The organism is Pseudomonas sp. LAP_36 (assembly GCF_019456785.1).
GTDB lineage: Bacteria > Pseudomonadota > Gammaproteobacteria > Pseudomonadales > Pseudomonadaceae > Aquipseudomonas > Aquipseudomonas tritici.
Map to the genome: position 1 here is coordinate 250,724 of NZ_JAHZMS010000004.1, position 20,021 is coordinate 270,744.

Sequence of the window (20,021 nt, forward strand, 5' to 3'; positions counted from 1 at the left end):
GGGTGTTCAGTGAATCGGGTTGGTGGCAAGAAACATCCGATTGATGTTCAGCGAGTGACTGCTCAGGTAAAGAACGTCCTGTGTGAGGACCTTCAACCGGCTGAAGCTTTGACGCAGGAGAATCAGCGCTATAAGCGCGATGTAAAGGTGGGGAGGCGTCAGATAAAGAAAGTCGACAATGATGAAGGCGAATGTCACCAGGAAACCGGTGGCATGGAATGTGTCGGCTACTGTGAGAGGGTGGCGGGACAGCATCGAGTGCACGCGGTGACTACGGTTGTTCAAACCAATCAGCACAGCCGCTGCGGTTGCATAATAGATAAGGCTGACGGCCAGGAGTGACGGGTAAAGGTAGAGCAATGCCATGAAAACGGTCAGGGCAAACACGGCATCGGATAAGCCCCGTGTGAATCTGGAAAACGCTTTGGCAGCCAGGGGTAGTTGGGTTTTGAGCAGTGTTGGTTCTGCGCAGCGTTTTATCAGAGCGCGTGCGCCGTTTCTTGAGTAACGGGACGCCATAAAACCGGCCCCTAGGTAAAAAACGTAGAGGATGACCGTCAACAGGCCTAACCCGATGATCAGGGTGATTTTATTAAGGTCTTTCAGCACCGGCGGCAAATAGGCTGGAACCGTCTCTGAGCCGAGCAGAATGACAATCTTGATCGGCAGGAAATGGGTCGTTATCAACAACATCTGTGCGCAAAAATGCGCAGCATGAGCCATCAACATTGCGCGTGGAGCGATGTTCATGAAGTTACGGCCCAAGTGTACGCACCAGATGAGTGTCGACAGGATACTGTGGTGCAAGGCCCTGATTTCTCGGCTCACCGTGGGGTTCTCGTATAAGGCTTAGTTCTGATGCGGTGATCAATTGCACATCGCTTTGCATCAGCACTCGTTGTCTGGCGTTCAAGGACTTTTCCTTGAACATTCCCGGGTTTAAAAACAGCGTTTCTATCGCGTCGCTGATCCCGGTAAAACTCTCGGGATCAGCTAAAAAACCGCAGGCGTCATCAACAAACTCGGGGATTGCTCCGACCCGATTGGTAATAGGGACCAGGCCTGAGGCCATCGCTTCATCGCGAGAAACGCCTTGAGTGTCCATTCGGCTGGGGCACAGAAATACGCCGTAGTGTTTATGCAGGTCGGCGATCTGGGATTGTTTCAAGTAACCTTTTTCGATCCGGACGTTCGGGTACTTGCGCAGCGGTGCAAGGGTTTCTTCAAACAACGGCCCATCGCCCACCATCAGGAACTCAAGCTCGTTGAACCAAGGCTTTGTCTCCAGCAGTTGAATGGCTTTGACGCTCAGATCATTGGCGTAAGTGCGTGATACATAGGGGCGGATCGACAGGATCTTTTTGCGCTGTTCAAGCGCTTTCTCCGCGTGAGAAAACAGTCGGGTATCAATGGGGTTGTGGATGATTCGGTGTTGGTTCTGAGGCAACCGGAACCCTAGGTCTTCCATTGCTTCCTCGGCGAACTGCCGCGACACGAATACCACTTGCAGATTGGGTGGCATGGGTTGCAGCACGCTGCGCCAGAATGCCATGCGTCTTTCGCTGTCGAGCTTGCCCAGTTGCAACTGCGCTTGATCGCCGTAGTTGTAAGCCCGACGCCACCAGGGTTGGATCTCCGCGCCGTGCACCCAGACAATCACTCGAAGGCGAGGCAGGTAGGGGCGCACTATTTCCCACATCTGCAGGTCCAGAAAGTGCACCAGCACCGATGTGTAGTGTCCGGCGTCAAGCATGTTCTTCAAGGCGCTTCCAGGCCCGGTCACTACGTCAACATTGTCAAATTCGTGATAACTGATCGGTTCGTTGGGTCGCAACCGAAAGACGTCTATGGGCAGGCCCTGCTCCTGATAGGCCGAGACACGGGTATGAATAAAACCATTTCGATACAGGTCGCCATAGGCCGGGTAGTGGTTGGTCAGCAGCAGATGCTTAGCCTTCGCGAGGACGGTAGAGGGTTGAATGTCGAAATGGCCTTGAACCAGCGTCTTGATCGTCGAACTGCCATTGCCGTAGACGCGCAGGCCTAGACGCAAGGAAGCCGTCTCTGGCGGTACATCCCAGGCCTGACTCCGATTAGCCAGTTGCATGACATGGCTGATCCGTTGGGCCTGCGCATCCAGAAACAGTACAACCAGTTGCAGGTTCAGGCCCGGCGTGGCATCGAGCATCAATCTCAATGTGCCTTCGGTCCCCTCTAGTTGCGCAACACTCAAGGTCTGCCTGGCGTAGTGGTATTCGTGTTTTCCGTCTGCGAGAGAGGAGTGGATATGCCAGGTGTTGCCTTCGACCTGGGCTTGCAAATGCTTACTGCGCAGTGGTCCGAACAGTTTTGCCAGGCCCTCGCCGCTGGTCTGCGGGCCGGAGCTACTTGCGTTCAGTGGCGGGATGGCTTCACTGCTGCGCTGAAGCTGATCGAGGCTGATACCGGTATTCAAATCAAGGTCGTTCACCACGTTGATAACATGCTGTAGATCGCTGCCTGCGGCGTTTTCGCAGTAGTTGAAAGCGTCAATCGCGAGGGAATCAGGGTGCGTGTAGGTGAGACTTGACAGGCTTTCCAGCCAATCACGGGCGCGCTGTTGCGCCACTGCCACCGTCCTGATCATGGCTCGGCGTGCGGCTATACCGAGCGTGCAGCTGTATTCCTGACCCGGGTTTATCAGGTGTACGCCTTGTTTGTCCGCGGCATGATGAGCCATCTTGCCGATCACATGCGCCTTGCTGTAACGCGTGGCCAAGGCCAGGTCGAGCAGGTAGTGAGGGCCGTAGTAGTCAGCCGCAATCATCACGCCACACCACTCTGCGCCATTTGCCAAGTCGACCAGGGTAAGGTTATCCAGCTGGCTGCGCCCAATCAGGTGTAAGCGGGAATCCACGCTGGCGGGCTGCCTTGTTGTCGAATCGTTCACCACGACATGCAGATTGACGTGGGGGTAGCGTTGGCGTTGCAGATGCTCCTTGAGTGCCTGCAGCTGAACGTCATTGAGCGCCTCGGCGACGAGGCAAATGGTCGGCAGAGGCACGTCATCCACGCGACCTGTGATTTTGCTCGTCACATAGCGCAAACGATGGGCATAGGTGTGTTCCTGCATCACCTTGCGCAGGCCGGCCAACCGCTGCCTGGCGTGCTCACCGGGAGTGTTGAGGCGACGTAATACTTCCTGACTGCTGTCGCTGCAAATGACCAGATCACCCATCAGTACACGCAGGCCGCGAGAAAAGTTGCTGACGGTGAGGGTGTTGGACCCCAGTAATTCATAGATGCGGCGGGCGAACATGGATTGCGACTGTTTGATCGAGTTGAGATTCATCGCATAGCGGTAGCCCTTATAAGCCAGGTCCATTTGCGCCGCGTTCAACGTGCCAGCAATGTGGCCCCGATACCGGATTGGAAACTGATAGTTGGGCTCTGTGGTACCGAAGTTACGATCGTAGATCTCCAGGGGACGGAAGCCAGGCAGGTCGTTGATAAAGTGTTCCAGATCGCGGGTCCGCTCGGTGTATCGGGTGTAGTAGGCGCCGGCGAAGCAGAACGCATCCTTGCGTTCATACAGTTCGAGCGGATTGTGTATGGCCGGTTGGCAGGCGAAGGGCAGCAGGTAGACACGCTCATGCCCCAACGCGCTTTTATAGCGTTGAATACAGTCGATATCCGTGGTGAACACCAGGTCAAACTGCTTGGCGGTACCCAGGAACGTCTCAAAGTGCACCGGGTCTTCTTTGTTCCAGAACACTGTTGGCACTTTGTGTTCCCGGCACCAGTGCAAGATCCCGCGCAGTTCTACGCTGTTCTGGGCGATCTTGTTCTGCCAGCGGTCCTCCTTGCCGCGCCATGCGGATTCGATGAACAGCAGGTCCGGTTTAAATGCTCGCAGCTCGGCCAGGCCCTGCTCTGGCGTCAGTTGCAACAGCTCGCTTTCATACCGGTATGCCTCATGGGAAAAGGTGTCCAGCACGCAGGCAATTCTGAAGGGCTTGGCCGTGTCATGAGGGGCGAGCATCAGTTGGCTGCGCACATAGGCTGCATCCGGCAATGGCGTGGGGGCCGGTGTTGCAAGGAAAACGGCGGTGTCAGATGACGTTGTTGGGAGAGCGTCACGGTCTGCGAATGACGTGGGTGCTTGGCCTTTGCGACGCGCGCAGGCGTGCTGGTACAGCTTGAATAACGCCACTGGCAAACGCAGGCACTCGCGCAGCGAGCCCGCCGCCATACGCAGTTGATAACCCAACTGATAGGTCGTGCTGGCCCGCGTCTTGATCAAGCGATTTTCCAGCAGATGGCATCTGGCATCCGCGCGTTGCAGGCTGGCGGTCAGGGCCTCCATTTGCTGGGTACAGAGCCTAAGCTTGTTCTTGAGTAGGTCAATGTGTTCAGTGGTTCCACGGTATTTCTGATTCGCCTGCTCCCAGTGTTGGCGACTGGCGGCTAGCTGGCGAAGCAGGCTTCGCTCGACTGACTCGAACGCAGTTTCGAGCTGGCGGATGTGGTCAAGCTCCAGTGAGCTCTTCCCCGGCTCGGCTTTGATGGCGACCATTCCCACCCACTTGCCCAGTATTTCAATCCGGACGACGTGCAGGTGCGAACTCAATAACCGAAACGGCTCCAGCAGGTAGAACGTGTGCTTGTGATCGATAAAATCATTCACCCCGAATGGCACGGTGATGATCAATCGGCCATGCGGTTTGAGCATCGACGCTGCTTTCTCGACGAAGGTGGCGGGGTGGATGAGGTGTTCAAGCACTTCACTGATCACGATGCTGTCAGGTTCGACACGCTCGGTATCCAGCGACAGAAAGTCTGCGTTCAAGTAACAAATATTCTGCTGCACGTGGTCGGGTTCCGCCCGCAGATAGTCGCCGGCCTGTTTGATTGCCTGGGGGCTGCTGTCCACGCCCGTGACCACATGCCCTTCACGGGCGAGCAATACAGGAATGATGCCCTGAGAGCAGCCTACGTCGAGGACTGTCTTGCCGATGATCTGGGCGCAGATCCAATGGATCCGCGCGCGCGTCTCCTGCATGAAGTGCTCACCCAGCTTGCCGTAGTAGGCTTCCATGACGCGATCGTGGGTATCGGCCAGTGGCCGTGGGGCATTCATCGTCAGTTCGCCAATACGCCGGCAGCATCAATCACCACCTCGTGGGTGTGTTGCGCAGGCAGTGACCTGAACTCGCGATGCCCGACCAACAACACATGGATATGCGCGGTGTCCCAGGCACAGGCCGTATCGGTCAATGTATGGCTGCGCAGATCGGCGGGAAGCGTATGAATGTTCGGCTCGACCAGCAGCAACGTAACCCCCAATTCCTTGGCCAACTGCCGGGCGATGCCAAGTGCGGGGCTTTCGCGCAGGTCATCGATGTCTGCCTTGAACGCCAAGCCATAGCAGGCAATTCGCACGTCGTGCGCGCTAAGCCCCGGGTGCTTGAATAGAAGATTCGCCACCGCCAGCTTGACCTGTTGGATAACCCATTGTGGCTTGCTGTCGTTGACCCGGCGCGCAGTGTGGATTAACCGCGCCAGTTCGGGCGTTTTACTGACGATGAACCAAGGATCGACCGCAATACAGTGCCCGCCGACGCCAGACCCTGGCTGCAGGATATTTACGCGTGGATGGTGGTTCGCCAGGCGTATCAGCTCCCATGGGTCTATCTCCAACTGCGCGCAGATCATCGAGAGTTCGTTGGCGAAGGCGATATTGACGTCGCGAAAACTGTTTTCGGTCAGCTTGCACATCTCGGCGGTGCGTGTGCCGGTGACAATGCACTGGCCTTCAACACACTGTTTATACAGCCGTACTGCTGCGCTTGAGCAGGCAGGGGTCATGCCGCCGATGATTCGGTCATTGGAGACCAGTTCTCGCAAGATATGACCCGGCAGCACACGTTCCGGGCAGTGAGCGATACGGATATCGCTGGCTTCCCCATGGGTTGGGGGAAAGGTCAGGTCCGGGCGGGCATTGGCCAGCCATTGAGCCATCAGTTCGGTGGTGCCGACCGGAGATGTCGACTCCAGGATCACGAGGTCGTTCTTTTTCAGCACAGGAGCAATGGCGCGGCTGGCCGCTTCGATACAGCTCAGGTCTGGCTCACGGTTTTCCAGGAATGGCGTCGGCACGGCAATCAAGAAGGCGTCCGCTGGTTCTGGCTGGGTTGTCGCACGCAGATAGCCTTGGCTGACCGCTGAGTGGACCAACGGGTCCAGCGCTGGCTCGACGATATGCACTTGGCCAAGATTGACGAGGTCCACAACGTGCTGGTTGATGTCGACGCCAATGACCTGCCGTTGAGGTGAGGAAAACAGCGCAGCGGTGGGCAGGCCGATGTAACCCAGGCCCACGACGCATAACGTTGGAAGGCTCATGCCGCCACCTCGTTTTCGCGCCAGGTTGCGATAAGAACTTCGCGGATGCGTCCGCAAGCGTTGCCGTCACCGTAGGGGTTGTGGGCGTTGCTCATCGCTCGATAGACGGCTTCATTGCTGAGCAACTCTTTAAGGTGATGGGTAATAGTCGCGATCTCGGTGCCCACCAGCCGGACCGTCCCGGCGTCGACTGCTTCGGGACGTTCAGTTGTGTCGCGTGTTACCAGCACCGGCTTGCCGAGCGCAGGCGCTTCCTCCTGGATACCGCCCGAATCCGTGAGAATCACGTACGCGCGGGTCATCAAGTAGACAAACGGCAGGTAGTCCTGTGGCCCGATCAGATGCACATTCTTGATGCCAGCCAGCCGGTGTTGTACGGGTTCTTGCACATTGGGGTTCAGGTGCACAGGGTAAACAAAGGCCACGGTTGGGAAGCTCGCGGCGGTTTCTGCCAACGCCTCGCATATACGCTCAAGACCGTCGCCAAGGTTTTCTCGGCGATGCCCCGTCACCAGGACCATGCGCTGACCTGGGGGCAGGAAGGAAAATTGCTGGTCAAGTCGGCTGCGCAGTGGCGATGTAGCAGAGCGCAGTTTCTCGACAACACTGAGCAGCGCATCGATCACAGTGTTGCCCGTGACATGAATGCGCTCGGCGAGGACGCCCTCATTCAGCAGGTTCTGCCGGGAGGTTTGAGTGGGCGCAAAATGCATCGATGCGAGGCTGCCCGTGAGGCGTCGGTTGCCTTCCTCTGGCCAGGGTGAGTAAAGGTTGTGTGTACGCAGCCCGGCTTCGATATGCGCGACGGGGATTTGCTGGTAATAAGCCGCCAGGCTTGCCGCAAAAGTGGTCGCCGTATCGCCATGCACAAGGATCACATCCGGTTTGAAGTCTTCCAGTACCGATTGCAGCCCTTGAATGATCGCGGTGGTTACATGGGTCAGGCTCTGATCGACGGTCATGATGTTCAGGTCGTAGTCAGGCACCAGTCCAAACAGTTCAAGCACTTGGTCCAACATCTCGCGGTGTTGCGCTGTGACACACACTTTCGAGTGGAAACGATCGTCGTTCGCGAGGTTGATAACCATCGGTGCCATTTTGATGGCTTCGGGGCGAGTGCCGAATATGCACAGTGTCTTGAGAGGCATGGGGATGGCTTCTTGTTTAGCGGATGAATAAACGCTGAGCCTGAAACGCGGGTGCACAGCTGCCTTCAACGCAGTGCCAGGCTTTTGAGCACGTGGTAACTGGGTTGTGCGGATTGGGTTGGGTACGAAAAGAAGAGTTGATTTTGCCTAAAGGGGGCGTGGCCGACTACTGACCGTTCGGCTAGTTACGGCATGTTACCGGTCTTGTGAAAACTCAAAAGCCGCCCTGAGGCGGCCTTTGTGTCACGTAAAGCGGGTCGAGTCAGCCTGCCAGCATCGGGTAGGTAAACAACCCAAAGTGAAGCAGATTCAAACCAAAGTGCGTGGCTATCGCCGCGCCCAGGCCGCCGAAGCGATAAGCCAGGCCATATCCCACCCCGGCAATGCTGGCCAGCAGCACCCAGTGCCAGCCTGCGCCGGCATGCACCAGGCCAAACAGCAGCGAGGCCAGCAGCAGTGCGAGGTTTTCGCCGTAAGGCAGATGTTTGAAGCGCTGGCTCAAGCCGCCCTGGACATAGCCACGGAACAGGGCTTCTTCTACCAGGGTCACTAACAGCAGGTTATTGAGCACCCAGAGCCAGGCCGGTTCCGGCCATTTCGGCGCCCAACTGATCACTCCGAGCAAGGTGGCAGTGCCCAAGGCGGCGATGGCGGTGAGGGTCAGGGCCAGGGCGGTCACGCAGATCGACAGGCGCAGCGAGCGCCGCGCCACGATCCAGGGGCAGGCCAGCAACAGCCAGAAGCCAATCAGCGGTTTGTCCTGGTTCAGGTACATCGAGAAGGGCACGGCGTCGGCGGTGAAACGTTGTGGGGCAATACCACGCCCGTTGTAGAAACCCGGCAGCCAGTGCATCGCCAGGCCCAGGGCCAATACAATAAACAGCCCGTGGCCCAGGTAGCGCGCCCAAGGTGTGCGTTGCTGGCGTACGGCATAGCCGGCGATCAGCAGCAGGGCGACGGACACACCCGCCAGCACCCCCAGTTGCCCGTAGATCAAGGCCAATAGGTAGCCGATAGAAAGAAGCGCCAGGTACAGCCAGGGCAATGCGAGCATGGGAAGTCCTTGGAAAAATCTGGGCGCATTATAGCGACCGGTCCGCCAAGGCCTGCATGAAAACGCCTCCACGCACTGCGCGTGGGTGAAGTGATTGCCAACCCGGGTAACGACTGGTTATAGTCCGGGCCTCTTCATCCCTTCACACAAGATCAGCCCATGCCAGCTTTCCAGCGCATAGCGGTAGTCGATTCAGCGTCCAACGCTGCAGTCGTGCCGTGCGGGAACCAGCAGCCTGCGCAGATCAGCCACTACCCCCCACCTGTCAGTCGCACGCCGGTGTACGCAGTCGTATCACCGCCGGGTGTTGGCCTTTCGGGCTGATCAGCTGATTGCTGTTCCCGTCTGCCCGCCTGAAAAAAACCTACTGAGTTTCAGCAACTGCTGAATCGGCTTTTTTTGCCTGATGACAGGTGGTATCCATGTCTGTTTTTTCGAAACAATCCGTGGCCGCGGCGGCCTCGACGAGCCTGTTTGTCTTGCTGTGGAGCAGCGGGGCGATCTTCTCCAAATTGGGCCTGGCCCATGCTTCACCCTTCGCGTTTCTGTTGATCCGCTTTGCCATTGCCCTGGCGGGGTTGGTGATTCTGGTGCCGATCCTCACGCTGAAATTGCCACGCCCCGGCAAACCCATGGCGTATGCGGCGGCTACCGGCCTGGTGTTGCTGGGGGCCTACCAGATTTTTTATCTGTTGGCCCTGGACCTGAAAGTCACTCCCGGCATGATGGCAACCATCATGGGCGTGCAGCCGATCCTGACGGTGGTGCTGATGGAACGCCAGCGCTCGTGGCGCCGGCTGTTCGGCCTGGGGCTAGGGTTGGCGGGGCTGATCATGGTGGTCTACCAGGGCATCGGTTTGTCCGGTATGTCCCTGGCCGGGATGCTGTTCGGGCTGCTGGCCCTGGCAAGCATGACCTTCGGCTCGATCATGCAAAAACGTATCACCGACAACCCCTTGGGCACGCTGCCGGTGCAGTACCTGGCGGGGTTGCTGCTGTGTTCGGTGGTGGTGCCGTTCCAGCCGTTCCACTTTGAGCACAACAGCGGTTTCTACCTGCCGGTGCTGTGGATGGCACTGGTGGTGTCGGTGCTGGCAACGCTGTTGCTGTACCGCCTGATCGCCCGGGGCAACCTGGTGAATGTCACCAGTCTGTTTTACCTGGTGCCGGCGGTAACGGCGGTGATGGACTACCTGATCTTTGGCAACACGCTCGCTGTGCTGAGCCTGTTGGGGATGGGGTTGATCATCATCGGGTTGATGTTTGTCTTCCGTAAAAACTGATCCAATCAAACTGTGAGCGAAAGGCTTCGCTCACAGTTTTTTCGGGCGCAACACCAACCACAACGCTCCGGCAATCAGCACCCCGCCATACACGTGCGCCATGGACAATGGCTCATCCAGCAACAACGCACCCCACAGCACGCCGAACGGCGGGATCATGAAGGTCACGGTCATCGACCTCACTGGCCCAATGGACGTCAGCAGGCGGAAGTACAGGATGTAGGCAAACGCCGTGCACACCAGCCCCAATCCCAACAGCGACAACCACACCTGCCAACCACCCCAACTCGCTGGAGGCTGGCTGATCGCGCTGTAGGCGAAAAACGGCAGCAGAAACAAGGTCGCGCCAAGCATGCTGCCCAGGGCCGACAGGCGACTGTCCAAGCCGCCGCGCTGATCCAGCCAGCGCCGTGCCAGGAACCCGGCAAAGCCGTAACAGGTGGTTGCCAGCAAACAGGCCAGCGCGCCCATCAATAGCTCCAAGTCAAACGCCACCGGCCCCGCGCGGGTCAGCACAGCCACGCCCAGCAAGCCGAGGCACACACCAGCGACTTTCGACGGCGTCAGGCGTTCGCTGAAAAACAGCCCGCCAATCAGCACGCCCATCAACGGCGTGGTGGCATTGAAGATCGCCGAGTAACCCGCCGGCAGCACCTGGGCCGCCACCGAATACATGGTTGCCGGAATTCCGGAGTTGATCACCCCCAATAGCAATACCGTCTTGAACTTGCCCTGGAAATCCCAGCTCACCCGCATCATCGCCAGGATCACCAGCAACCCGGCGGCGGCAATCGACACGCGGAAAAACGCAGTCGGCACCGTGCCGATTTCCGGCGCGATAATGCGCATGAACAGGAAACTCGCGCCCCAGATGGCGGCGAGCCCCAGCAGGTAAAGGGTGTCGACAGGTCTCACGGATCACTCCCACATAAATAGGCGGCGAGTGTTGCATGACATTTCTAATGATTACAGAACAAACCGCGTCACCATCCCATTCAGGTCCACCGCTAAACGCGACAGTTCCTGGCTGGCCGCCGAAGTTTGAGTGGCGCCAGCGGCGGTCTGGGTGGACAGGTCGCGAATATTCACCAGGCTGCGATCCACATCACGTGCCACCAGCGCCTGTTGCTCGGCGGCGCTGGCGATCACCAGGTTGCGCTGGCTGATCTGCGAGATGGCCGCGGTGATTTTCTCCAAGGCGCTGCCAGCGCTGTTGGCCCGTTGCAAGGTTTGGCCGGCGTGCTCGGCGCTGCTGTTCAGGGCTTCGACGGTGTCCTGGGTGCCTTGCTGGATACCGGTGATCATCTGTTCGATTTCTTCGGTGGAGTCCTGGGTGCGTTGCGCCAGGGAGCGCACTTCGTCGGCGACTACCGCAAAACCACGCCCGGCTTCGCCTGCACGCGCCGCCTCAATGGCGGCGTTGAGTGCCAGCAGGTTGGTTTGCGCGGCGATGCCACGGATCACTTCCAGCACTTTGCTGATGTCCTGCGCCTGCACCGCCAGGCCTTCGGCCTTGTTCGAGGCGCCGAGCACTTCGTCCACCAGGTTCTGGATCGAGCTGATGGTTTGGCTGATCTGGTAGTGGCCGTGCTTGCTGTCCTCGTCCGAGGCCTGGGACGCCTCGGCGCTGGACACGGCATTGCCTGCCACTTCGTCCACGGCGGCGCTCATTTCAGTCACGGCGGTGGCGGCCTGTTCGATCTCATCGTTCTGCGCCTGCAGGCCACGGGTGCTTTGTTCCATCACCGAACTCATCTCTTCGGCAGCCGACGCCAGCTGTTGCGCCGATTCGCTGATGCCGCGGATAGTGCCCTGCAATTGCAACTGCATGGTGGCGAGGGCGGTGAGCAATTGAGCCGGTTCGTCGTTACCGCTGACGGCGATCGGCTGGCTCAAGTCGCCGCTGGCGATGGTGCGTGCCACGATCAGTGCCTGGCCGAGCGGGGCGATGATGCTGCGCGTCAGCAGCCAGGCCAGCAGCAAGGTGGCGATGAGCGCGAACACGATGATCAAGCCGACGATCCACTGCGCGCTGGAATACGTCTGCGCGGCGGCGTCTGCTGCGGCTTCCACGCCGTTCTGGTTGAAGCTGATCATGTCTTCCAGGCTCTTGTTGAGGACCACACCCTGTGGCGCGAGGCGGCTGTTGAGCAGGTCGATGGCCTCTTGTTGCTGATCCTTGTCCACCAGGGCAACGATCTGCTCGACCAGGCTCACGTACGTATTCACGTTCCCTTCGAGCCGCTTGAGCAACTCGCGTTCCTCGTCGTCGCTGAGCAGGGTTTTATGGTGGTCGAGCAGGGTTTGCAGCTCGACGCGCTGGCGGGTGATCAGGGCTTTGCTGTTGTCACGGATCCGCGATTCGTCGGTGGTCGCCAGGCGCAAGGCCTCCAGGCGGATACTGGCGACAATGGCCGCGCTGTCGTGGATGTTCTCGATGCTCGGCATCCACGACTCTTCAATGATCAGCGCGCTTTGGCGCAGCTTGGCCATCTGGCCCAGGCCAAACATCCCGACGATCACCAGCAAGCTGGCCAAAACCGCAAAACTCAGACTGGCACGCAGGCCGATCTTCATGTTCCTCAATGACATCTCAGTGCTCCTTGGGCGATTAGAACCTGCTCCCGGATCGGTCTTAGGACCTTGTTAGGGTGGGAGAGGGCGCGCTGTATATCAAAGTGCTATCACTGTGGTAATCAGGGTTTCCCTTAGCTGGAACCAATGCCCTTGGTGGCTCAACCAGACCAGTGCGCAAAGCGATGTCGCAGGCTCAGGCTGACAAGGCCCGCCGTTTCAAGCGTGCGAGAAAACGCAGAGGGACTAAACGGTGCGTTTATTGACCGAGTGGTCGAATTAAAGAATTGAAAATAAATGTACGAAATGAACGAAGTTGTACAAGGCAGTCCAAAAAATGACCCTTCTCCTGCACTCGTACACTGGCTAAGCTCAGGGCTTCCAGATGCCCATAGAGGTTTCCCGCATGTCGCAGTCCGCCCTCGCTGTCGCTCAGATGATCCTCGATGGCTTCGACGATTACCGCGAGCACTTCCGCCAGATCACCGATGGCGCCCGCGAGCGCTTTGAAAAGGCCCAGTGGCAGCAGGGGCAGGCAGCGTCGGCGGCGCGGATCAACCTTTATGAAGACAAGGTCAGTGAAGTGACCGCACGCCTGCGCGAGCGCTTCGATGCGGCCGCCTTACTCGACATTAATGTGTGGCCCGTGGTGAAAAGCGCCTACATTGGCCTGATCGACCTGCGTTTTGACGATGAGCTTTCCGAGACCTGGTACAACTCGATCTTCTGCGGCCTGTTCAGTCACGACCTGATCAGCGACGGCTGCATGTTTATCCACACCACCCGGCCCAGCCTGCGCCGGGCAAGGGCCGCGCAGACGCGCACCTACACGCCCGCCGGGAAAATCCCGGAAATGCTCGCGCAGATCTTTGCCGACTACAGCTTCAGCGAACCTTACGCCGACCTCGCCGCCGACCTGCGCCGCCTTGAAGCCCAACTGCGGGAAAACCTGCCGGACTGGGTCTGCAAGGACCCGGACCTCAAGGTCGAGCTGTTTTCCTCGGTGCTCTACCGCAATAAAGGCGCCTACCTCGTCGGGCGTATCTATACCCGCGACGAACAATGGCCCCTGGTGATCCCGCTGCTGCACCGCGAAGGCCAGGGCATCCAGATCGATGCGCTGATCACCGACGAAGCCGATGTGTCGATCATCTTCTCGTTCACCCGTTCCTACTTCATGGTCGATGTGCCGGTGCCGGCGGAATTCATCGGTTTTCTCAAGCGCATCCTGCCGGGCAAGCACATCGCCGAGCTGTACACCTCCATCGGTTTTTACAAGCACGGCAAGTCAGAGTTCTACCGTGCCCTGATCAACCACCTGGCGACCACCGACGATCAATTCATCATGGCCCCCGGTGTGCGCGGCATGGTCATGAGCGTGTTTACCCTGCCGGGCTTCAACACCGTGTTCAAAATCATCAAGGACCGCTTTTCACCGTCGAAAAACGTCAACCGCGCCACGGTGATCGAAAAGTATCGCCTGGTTAAAAGTGTCGACCGCGTCGGGCGCATGGCCGATACCCAGGAGTTCGCCGACTTCCGCTTCCCCCTGAGCAAATTCGAACCCGAGTGCCTGGCCGAGCTGTTGGACGTCGCCGCCGGCACCGTTGAAGTAGAAGGCGACACCGTGCTGATCCGCCACTGCTGGACCGAACGGCGCATGACCCCGCTCAACCTTTACCTCGAGAATGCCAACCCCGCCCAAGTGCGCGAAGCCCTGGAGGACTACGGCCTGGCCATCAAGCAACTGGCGGCGGCGAATATCTTCCCCGGCGACATGCTGCTGAAAAACTTCGGCGTCACCCGCCACGGCCGTGTGGTGTTCTACGACTACGACGAAATCTGCTTTCTCACCGAGGCCAACTTCCGCCACATCCCCGCACCGCGTACGCCCGAGGATGAAATGGCCTCCGAGCCCTGGTACTCCATCGGCCCGCTGGATGTATTCCCCGAAGAATTCCCACCGTTCCTGTTCGCCGACGCCGGCCAGCGCAAGCTGTTTGATGAGCTGCATGGCGAGTTGTACAACGCGGACTACTGGAAAGGGCTGCAGGAAGCGATTCGCGCCGGCAAGGTCATTGATGTGTTTCCTTACCGGCGCAGGTGAGGAGGAGTGTCTTGAACAGCTTAATGATCGCGACTTAGTAATCTTTAGAACGTGCCGTTAAACTACCGACACTTATGAAAGTGTCAGTAGTTTGAGGTGGGAGGTATTTACAGGTGGTGTATTTTCGGTAAGGCTTATTTGCTATTTTGTCAAAAACGGCGTGTATTGATTAGTTTGTAGTATTTGATCACTCCAGTTGGTCAGGCGGTTCCTGTCTTTCTCGTCTGGGGCCTTGCTCTGGGCTTTCGAAGTTTCCTGATACAGATTGTTTATCGAATCCTTATAGGCTTGGTCGACATTCTTGGTCGAACCGCCCTTGCCCTCCAATTCTATTTTTCGCTGTAATAAGCCTATAGGTCTATCAAGGGAACTTTGACTCACGACGGACGTAGGGAAGTCCGTGGGGAGCTTTTTTAAAGTCTCAAGTGTTTTCCATGAGCTGGAAGAGGGGGCCGATGCACCTTGTGACGTGTATTCGGGGGTGCGTTGGTGCTTTTCCGCAAATGAATGTCCATAGCCTCCGACACGAGAAGAAGACATACGATCTATAGGCATAAATACTCCGACTAACCATTTTGGTAATTAATAAGTGGAGCGCTCACTCTGATTTGGAGGTCTTCATGAGCACATGAACTTTATCTCAAAAGCGCGCGGGATTTTTTCAACGTTCTCTCGTAAGAAAGCTCTGATATCGCTGCTTCTGTGAGTTATAGACCGCTCATAAAACTCATTCCTCGTACTGCTTGGCTTGTAACGGGGTAGTTCGAAATTATATTCGCCCTCAGGTTGGTTGGCTGCTCCGACGAGACTTGGCTGTTGGGGGGGGGGTGAGGACGGCTTTTCCGTGTAGGCCGGAGGGAACTCATAGCGGGGCGGTGGCTGCGTATCTGCCGAACGCGGTTTTGCTCGCATGGATTTTTCATAGCTTGGCAAGCGCGACGTGACGGAATCGATTGGCATATAAAGCTCCGTTTTCAGGGTTGAGCGGTCTAATTTGCGAGGTGTATCTGGAGACTTATTGAAGCCTGCATATCTCATCCATTAAATCGGACTTTCGCTTTTTAACAGTGAGAAGAGCCTCCACAGCTGTGTAGTAAAAGTCGCTATTGGGCTAGCACTAAAGACCATCGCCACGTGATGGAACGTCTCCCGGTCGGTCGAAATCTGCGACAATCCCTCCCACTCAATCGATTAATGCTGTGCAGGTCTCGCCTGCCTTACCCAAAAGACCCTTGCCGCCCTGATGACTGACCAAGCGCCGACTATCGACCAACTGCTCAAAACCCTCGATCACGCCATGCTTGCCGACCGCAACCGCTTGCGGCGGCAGTTGCTTGAGCTGCGCAAGAAACCCGACGAGGAAAAGCTGGCGCAGTGGGTTGCGCGGATGCAGGCGTCCTGCGCCCAGGTCACGGCGCGGCGTGCCAGCCTGCCAGTGATTCGCTACGACGACAGCCTGCCGATTGCCGCCAAGCGCGATGAAATCAAGGCGGCGTTGAACAAGCATCAGGTGCTGATCATTGCCGGTGAGACCGGTTCGGGTAAGACCACCCAGCTGCCGAAAATCTGCCTCGAAATCGGTCGGGGCCAGTTCGGCCTGATCGGCCACACCCAGCCACGCCGGATCGCTGCGCGCAGCGTTGCCAGCCGGGTGGCCGAAGAACTGGCTACGCCGCTGGGCGCGCTGGTCGGCTATCAAGTTCGGTTCGAAGACCAGAGCGATTCGAACACCCTGATCAAGCTGATGACCGACGGCATCCTGCTGGCGGAAACCCAGAACGACCGCTATCTGGAACGCTACGACACGATCATCGTCGACGAAGCCCACGAGCGCAGCCTCAACATCGACTTCCTGCTGGGCTACCTGAAAACCCTGCTGCCGCGTCGCCCGGACCTGAAGGTGATCATCACCTCGGCGACCATCGATCTGGAGCGTTTTTCCAAACACTTTGACGGTGCACCAATTGTCGAGGTGTCGGGCCGCACCTTCCCGGTGGACACGTGGTATCGCCCGTTGACCCTGGAGCAGGACGAGGAGGGCAACCGCGTCGAAGACGACTTGACGGTTGACCAGGCGATCCTCGCCACCCTCGATGAGATCGCCGCTTATGAGCGCAGCGAACGGCGTAGCCCCGGCGACGTGCTGGTGTTTCTACCGGGTGAGCGCGAGATTCGCGACGCCGCCGACATGTTGCGCAAAGCCCAGCTCAAGCACACCGAAATCCTGCCGCTGTACGCGCGCCTCTCACCGGCCGAACAGCAGCGCATCTTCCAGTCCCATCCGGGCCGGCGCGTGGTGTTGGCGACCAACGTTGCGGAAACCTCGCTGACTGTGCCGGGCATCCGTTATGTGATCGACAGCGGCACCGCGCGTATCAGCCGCTACAGCTATCGCGCCAAGGTGCAGCGCCTGCCGATCGAGGCGATTTCCCAGGCCAGCGCCAACCAGCGTAAAGGCCGCTGTGGCCGGGTCGAGCCGGGGATCTGCATTCGCTTGTTCAGCGAAGAAGACTTTATCGGCCGCCCGGAATTTACCGACCCGGAAATCCTGCGCACCAACCTCGCTGCCGTGATCTTGCAGATGCTGCACCTGCGCCTCGGCGAAATCACCGATTTCCCGTTTATCGAGCCGCCGGACGGCAAGGCCATCAGCGACGGTTTCAACCTGCTGCAAGAGCTCTCGGCGGTCGACCGTAACAGCCAGCTCACGCCGTTGGGTCGCCAACTGGCGCGCCTGCCGGTGGACCCGCGCATGGGCCGCATGCTGCTGGAAGCGGCCAAACTCGGCAGCTTGCAGGAAGTGCTGATCGTCGCCAGTGCCATGTCGATCCAGGACCCGCGCGAGCGTCCGCCCGAACGTCAGCAAGCCGCCGACCAGGCCCATGCGCAGTGGAAAGATCCGGACTCGGACTTCGCTGGTTTGGTCAATTTGTGGCGCGGCTTTGAAGAACAGCGCCAGGAATTGACCGCCAGCCCGCTGCGCAACTGGTGTCGCAAGAACTTCCTCAACTACCTGCGCCTGCGCGAGTGGCGCGATTCCCACCGGCAGTTGAGCCTGATCTGCCGCGATATGCAGTTGACCCTCAACAAAGAGCCGGCGGACTTTCCAAAGCTGCACAAGGCGGTGTTGTCCGGCTTGCTCAGCCAGATCGGCCAGAAAACCGAAGACGGCGATTACCTCGGCGCACGCCAGCGACGCTTCTGGATTCACCCGTCGTCGGGCATCGGCAAGAAGCGCCCGCAATGGCTGATGACCGCCGAACTGGTGGAAACCACCAAGCTGTATGCGCGCATGGTCGCCAAGATCGATGCCGACTGGATCGAGCCGCTGGCCGGGCACTTGATCAAGAAAAACCACTTTGAGCCCCATTGGGAGAAGAAGCGCGGGCAAGTCGTGGCCTTTGAGCAGATCACGTTGTTCGGGCTGATTGTGGTCGGGCGGCGCCCGGTGCATTACGGGCCGATCGACCCAGTGGTGTCGCGCGAGCTGTTTATCCGCGAAGGCCTGGTGCGTGGCGAGATTCAATCGCGGGCCAAGTGCCTGACGGCCAATCAGCAATTGCTGGAACAGCTCGACGAGTTGGAAGCCAAGGCGCGCCGCCGTGACATCCTGGCCGATGAAGAAACGCTTTACGCTTTCTACGATGCGCGCCTGCCCGCAGAAATCCACCAGACCGCGACCTTCGACAGCTGGTACAAGGTCAACAGCCAGAAAGACCCGCAACTGCTGATCATGCGCGAAGAAGACGTGCTGGCCCGCGAGGCCAGTGAAGTCACCGCCGCGCATTATCCGGACACCCTGCACTTGGGCGACCTGGAACTGGCGTTGAGTTACCACTTCGAACCCAATCACCCGCGCGACGGCGTGACCCTGCGCGTGCCGGCACCGCTGTTGCCGGCCTTGCCGCCGGAGCGTCTGGAATGGCTGGTGCCGGGGGTGATCGAGGCCAAGTGCATCGCCCTGGTGCGCAACCTGCCCAAGGCGCTGCGCAAAAACTTTGTGCCAGTGCCGGACTTCGTCAAGGCCGCTTTGCAACGCATCGAATTCGGCCAGGGCTCGTTGCCTCAGGCGTTGGGCCGCGAGCTGCTGCGCATGACCGGCGCGCGGGTCAGCGATGAAGCCTGGGCCGAAGCGTCACAGCAGGTGGAAAACCACCTGAAGATGAACCTTGAAGTGGTCGACGGCCAGGGCAAGTTCCTCGGCGAAGGCCGCGACCTGGCTGAACTGACGGCGCGCTTTGCCGAGGCCAGCCAGGCAGCGTTGGCCGTGCCGCAAACCGCGAAAAGCCAGCAGCCGGTGGAGGCCAAGGTGTTTGCGGCGGTGGCGGAAAAAACTCAACAGAAGATTGCCGGGCTGTCGATGACGGTGTATCCGGCGCTGGTGGAAGAAAACGGCACGGTCAAGGAGGGGCGCTTCTCGACGGCGGCCGAGGCTGAATTCCAGCATCGCCGCGCATTGCAGCGTCTGCTGATGCAGCAACTGGCGGAACCGGCCAAGTTCCTGCGCGGCAAGTTGCCTGGCCTGACCGAACTGGGGCTGATGTACCGCGAATTGGGGCGTATCGACGCGCTGGTGGAAGACATTCTGCTGGCCAGCCTCGACACCTGCGTACTTGAAGGCGAAGCCAGCCTGCCGCGTGACGGTGCCGGTTTGGCTGCCTTGGCTGAGCGCAAGCGTGGCAGCTGGACTGAACACGCCGAACGCCTGGCGCGCTTGACCCTCGAGGTGCTGAAACTCTGGCATGGCTTGCAGAAGCGCTTCAAAGGCAAGATCGACCTGGCCCAGGCCGTGGCCCTAAATGACATCAAGCAGCAGTTGAGCAGCCTGGTGTACCCCGGTTTCGTGCGGGAAACCCCGGCGCAGTGGTTCAAGGAACTACCGCGTTACCTCAAGGCTATCGAGCTGCGCCTGGAGAAACTGCCCAGCCAAGTACAAAAGGATCGGGTATGGAGCGGCGAGCTGGGAGGCTTGTGGACGCACTACGAAAACCGCCTGAAAAAGCACGCCCAGGAAGGCAAGCGCGATCCCCAGTTGGAGCTGTATCGCTGGTGGTTGGAGGAGTATCGGGTGTCGTTGTTTGGCCAGCAATTGGGCACCAAAGTGCCGATTTCCGACAAGCGCCTGAGTAAACAGTGGAGCTTGGTGGAGGCCTGAGATCGTTCCCGGTTTCAAGGACGACGCAGGTCCAGTGTGGGAGCGGGCTTGCTCGCGAAGGCGGTGTTTCAGTTGATACATCTGTGACTGACACACCGCCTTCGCGAGCAAGCCCGCTCCCACATTAAAATGGACATATCTGCGAGATGGCGCCAAATCCCAGGGTTTGTGGCAAACTTCGCCGTTATAAATGCCGGGATCGTCGTGAAGCGTCGCGACGCGATGGAATAAAGCGATGCCAGTTTGGTGTCCGCGGTGCGGAATCGGACTACTTACAGTTTGGTACGACGGTACCAATATCTTCTGCCTGACAGAT

The 20,021-nt window shown here is 58.7% G+C and carries 11 protein-coding genes; 3 read left to right on the plus strand and 8 right to left on the minus strand.

What is annotated here, in order from left to right; translation table 11 throughout:
• Positions 1 to 6: 6 nt before the first annotated feature.
• From JBO08_RS15920 to JBO08_RS15940, 5 genes are all read right to left on the minus strand, one after another.
• Positions 7 to 765 (minus strand): hypothetical protein, encoded by a 759-nt coding sequence (locus JBO08_RS15920; RefSeq protein ID WP_139114525.1) that lies wholly within the window; start codon positions 763 to 765, stop codon positions 7 to 9.
• Complete coding sequence (locus tag JBO08_RS15925) at positions 755 to 5,077, minus strand: methyltransferase domain-containing protein (RefSeq protein ID WP_258407127.1); 4,323 nt, start codon at positions 5,075 to 5,077, stop codon at positions 755 to 757. The genes JBO08_RS15920 and JBO08_RS15925 overlap by 11 nt, the downstream gene beginning before the upstream one ends.
• Positions 5,078 to 5,121: 44 nt before the next feature.
• Positions 5,122 to 6,384, minus strand: coding sequence for a UDP-N-acetyl-D-mannosamine dehydrogenase (gene wecC, locus JBO08_RS15930; RefSeq protein WP_220074793.1), 1,263 nt, complete (start codon positions 6,382 to 6,384; stop codon positions 5,122 to 5,124).
• On the minus strand, positions 6,381 to 7,532 hold the full coding sequence (wecB, locus tag JBO08_RS15935; RefSeq protein ID WP_220074849.1) for a non-hydrolyzing UDP-N-acetylglucosamine 2-epimerase: 1,152 nt from the start codon (positions 7,530 to 7,532) through the stop codon (positions 6,381 to 6,383). Before wecB ends, wecC begins: the two co-directional genes overlap by 4 nt.
• Positions 7,533 to 7,794: 262 nt before the next feature.
• Entirely contained in the window at positions 7,795 to 8,586 is a 792-nt protein-coding gene (locus tag JBO08_RS15940; RefSeq protein ID WP_065881219.1) for a CPBP family intramembrane glutamic endopeptidase, read from the minus strand.
• Between the two features lie 422 nt (positions 8,587 to 9,008).
• On the opposite strand from JBO08_RS15940, the gene JBO08_RS15945 reads away from it, so the two are divergent.
• A complete protein-coding gene (locus JBO08_RS15945) occupies positions 9,009 to 9,869 on the plus strand; it encodes a DMT family transporter (protein WP_220074792.1) in 861 nt (286 codons plus the stop codon).
• Between the two features lie 30 nt (positions 9,870 to 9,899).
• Here JBO08_RS15945 and JBO08_RS15950 read toward each other — a convergent pair whose 3' ends face one another.
• On the minus strand, positions 9,900 to 10,784 hold the full coding sequence (locus JBO08_RS15950) for a DMT family transporter (protein ID WP_220074791.1): 885 nt from the start codon (positions 10,782 to 10,784) through the stop codon (positions 9,900 to 9,902).
• Positions 10,785 to 10,835: 51 nt separating this feature from the next.
• Positions 10,836 to 12,461 carry a methyl-accepting chemotaxis protein gene (locus JBO08_RS15955; RefSeq protein ID WP_220074790.1) on the minus strand — a complete coding sequence of 542 codons (1,626 nt, stop codon included), beginning with the start codon at positions 12,459 to 12,461 and terminating at the stop codon, positions 10,836 to 10,838.
• Positions 12,462 to 12,849: 388 nt separating this feature from the next.
• On the opposite strand from JBO08_RS15955, the gene aceK reads away from it, so the two are divergent.
• Positions 12,850 to 14,550: a bifunctional isocitrate dehydrogenase kinase/phosphatase gene (gene aceK, locus JBO08_RS15960; RefSeq protein WP_220074789.1), complete on the plus strand. Its 1,701-nt coding sequence runs from the start codon at positions 12,850 to 12,852 to the stop codon at positions 14,548 to 14,550.
• Between the two features lie 141 nt (positions 14,551 to 14,691).
• On the opposite strand, the gene JBO08_RS15965 is transcribed toward aceK, so the two are convergent.
• A complete protein-coding gene (locus tag JBO08_RS15965) occupies positions 14,692 to 15,105 on the minus strand; it encodes a hypothetical protein (RefSeq protein ID WP_139114524.1) in 414 nt (137 codons plus the stop codon).
• Positions 15,106 to 15,793: 688 nt separating this feature from the next.
• Between JBO08_RS15965 and hrpA the strand changes: the two genes are divergently transcribed.
• Entirely contained in the window at positions 15,794 to 19,705 is a 3,912-nt protein-coding gene (gene hrpA, locus JBO08_RS15970) for an ATP-dependent RNA helicase HrpA (protein ID WP_065873827.1), read from the plus strand.
• Positions 19,706 to 20,021 lie beyond the last annotated feature (316 nt).

Coding starts and splice junctions, on each gene's coding strand:
- JBO08_RS15925 (WP_258407127.1), bottom strand. CDS start 5,077: ATGGAAGCCTACTACGGCAAGCTGGGTGAGCACTTCATGCAGGAGACG.
- wecC (WP_220074793.1), bottom strand. CDS start 6,384: ATGAGCCTTCCAACGTTATGCGTCGTGGGCCTGGGTTACATCGGCCTG.
- wecB (WP_220074849.1), bottom strand. CDS start 7,532: ATGCCTCTCAAGACACTGTGCATATTCGGCACTCGCCCCGAAGCCATC.
- JBO08_RS15940 (WP_065881219.1), bottom strand. CDS start 8,586: ATGCTCGCATTGCCCTGGCTGTACCTGGCGCTTCTTTCTATCGGCTAC.
- JBO08_RS15945 (WP_220074792.1), top strand. CDS start 9,009: ATGTCTGTTTTTTCGAAACAATCCGTGGCCGCGGCGGCCTCGACGAGC.
- JBO08_RS15955 (WP_220074790.1), bottom strand. CDS start 12,461: ATGTCATTGAGGAACATGAAGATCGGCCTGCGTGCCAGTCTGAGTTTT.
- aceK (WP_220074789.1), top strand. CDS start 12,850: ATGTCGCAGTCCGCCCTCGCTGTCGCTCAGATGATCCTCGATGGCTTC.
- JBO08_RS15965 (WP_139114524.1), bottom strand. CDS start 15,105: ATGCCTATAGATCGTATGTCTTCTTCTCGTGTCGGAGGCTATGGACAT.
- hrpA (WP_065873827.1), top strand. CDS start 15,794: ATGACTGACCAAGCGCCGACTATCGACCAACTGCTCAAAACCCTCGAT.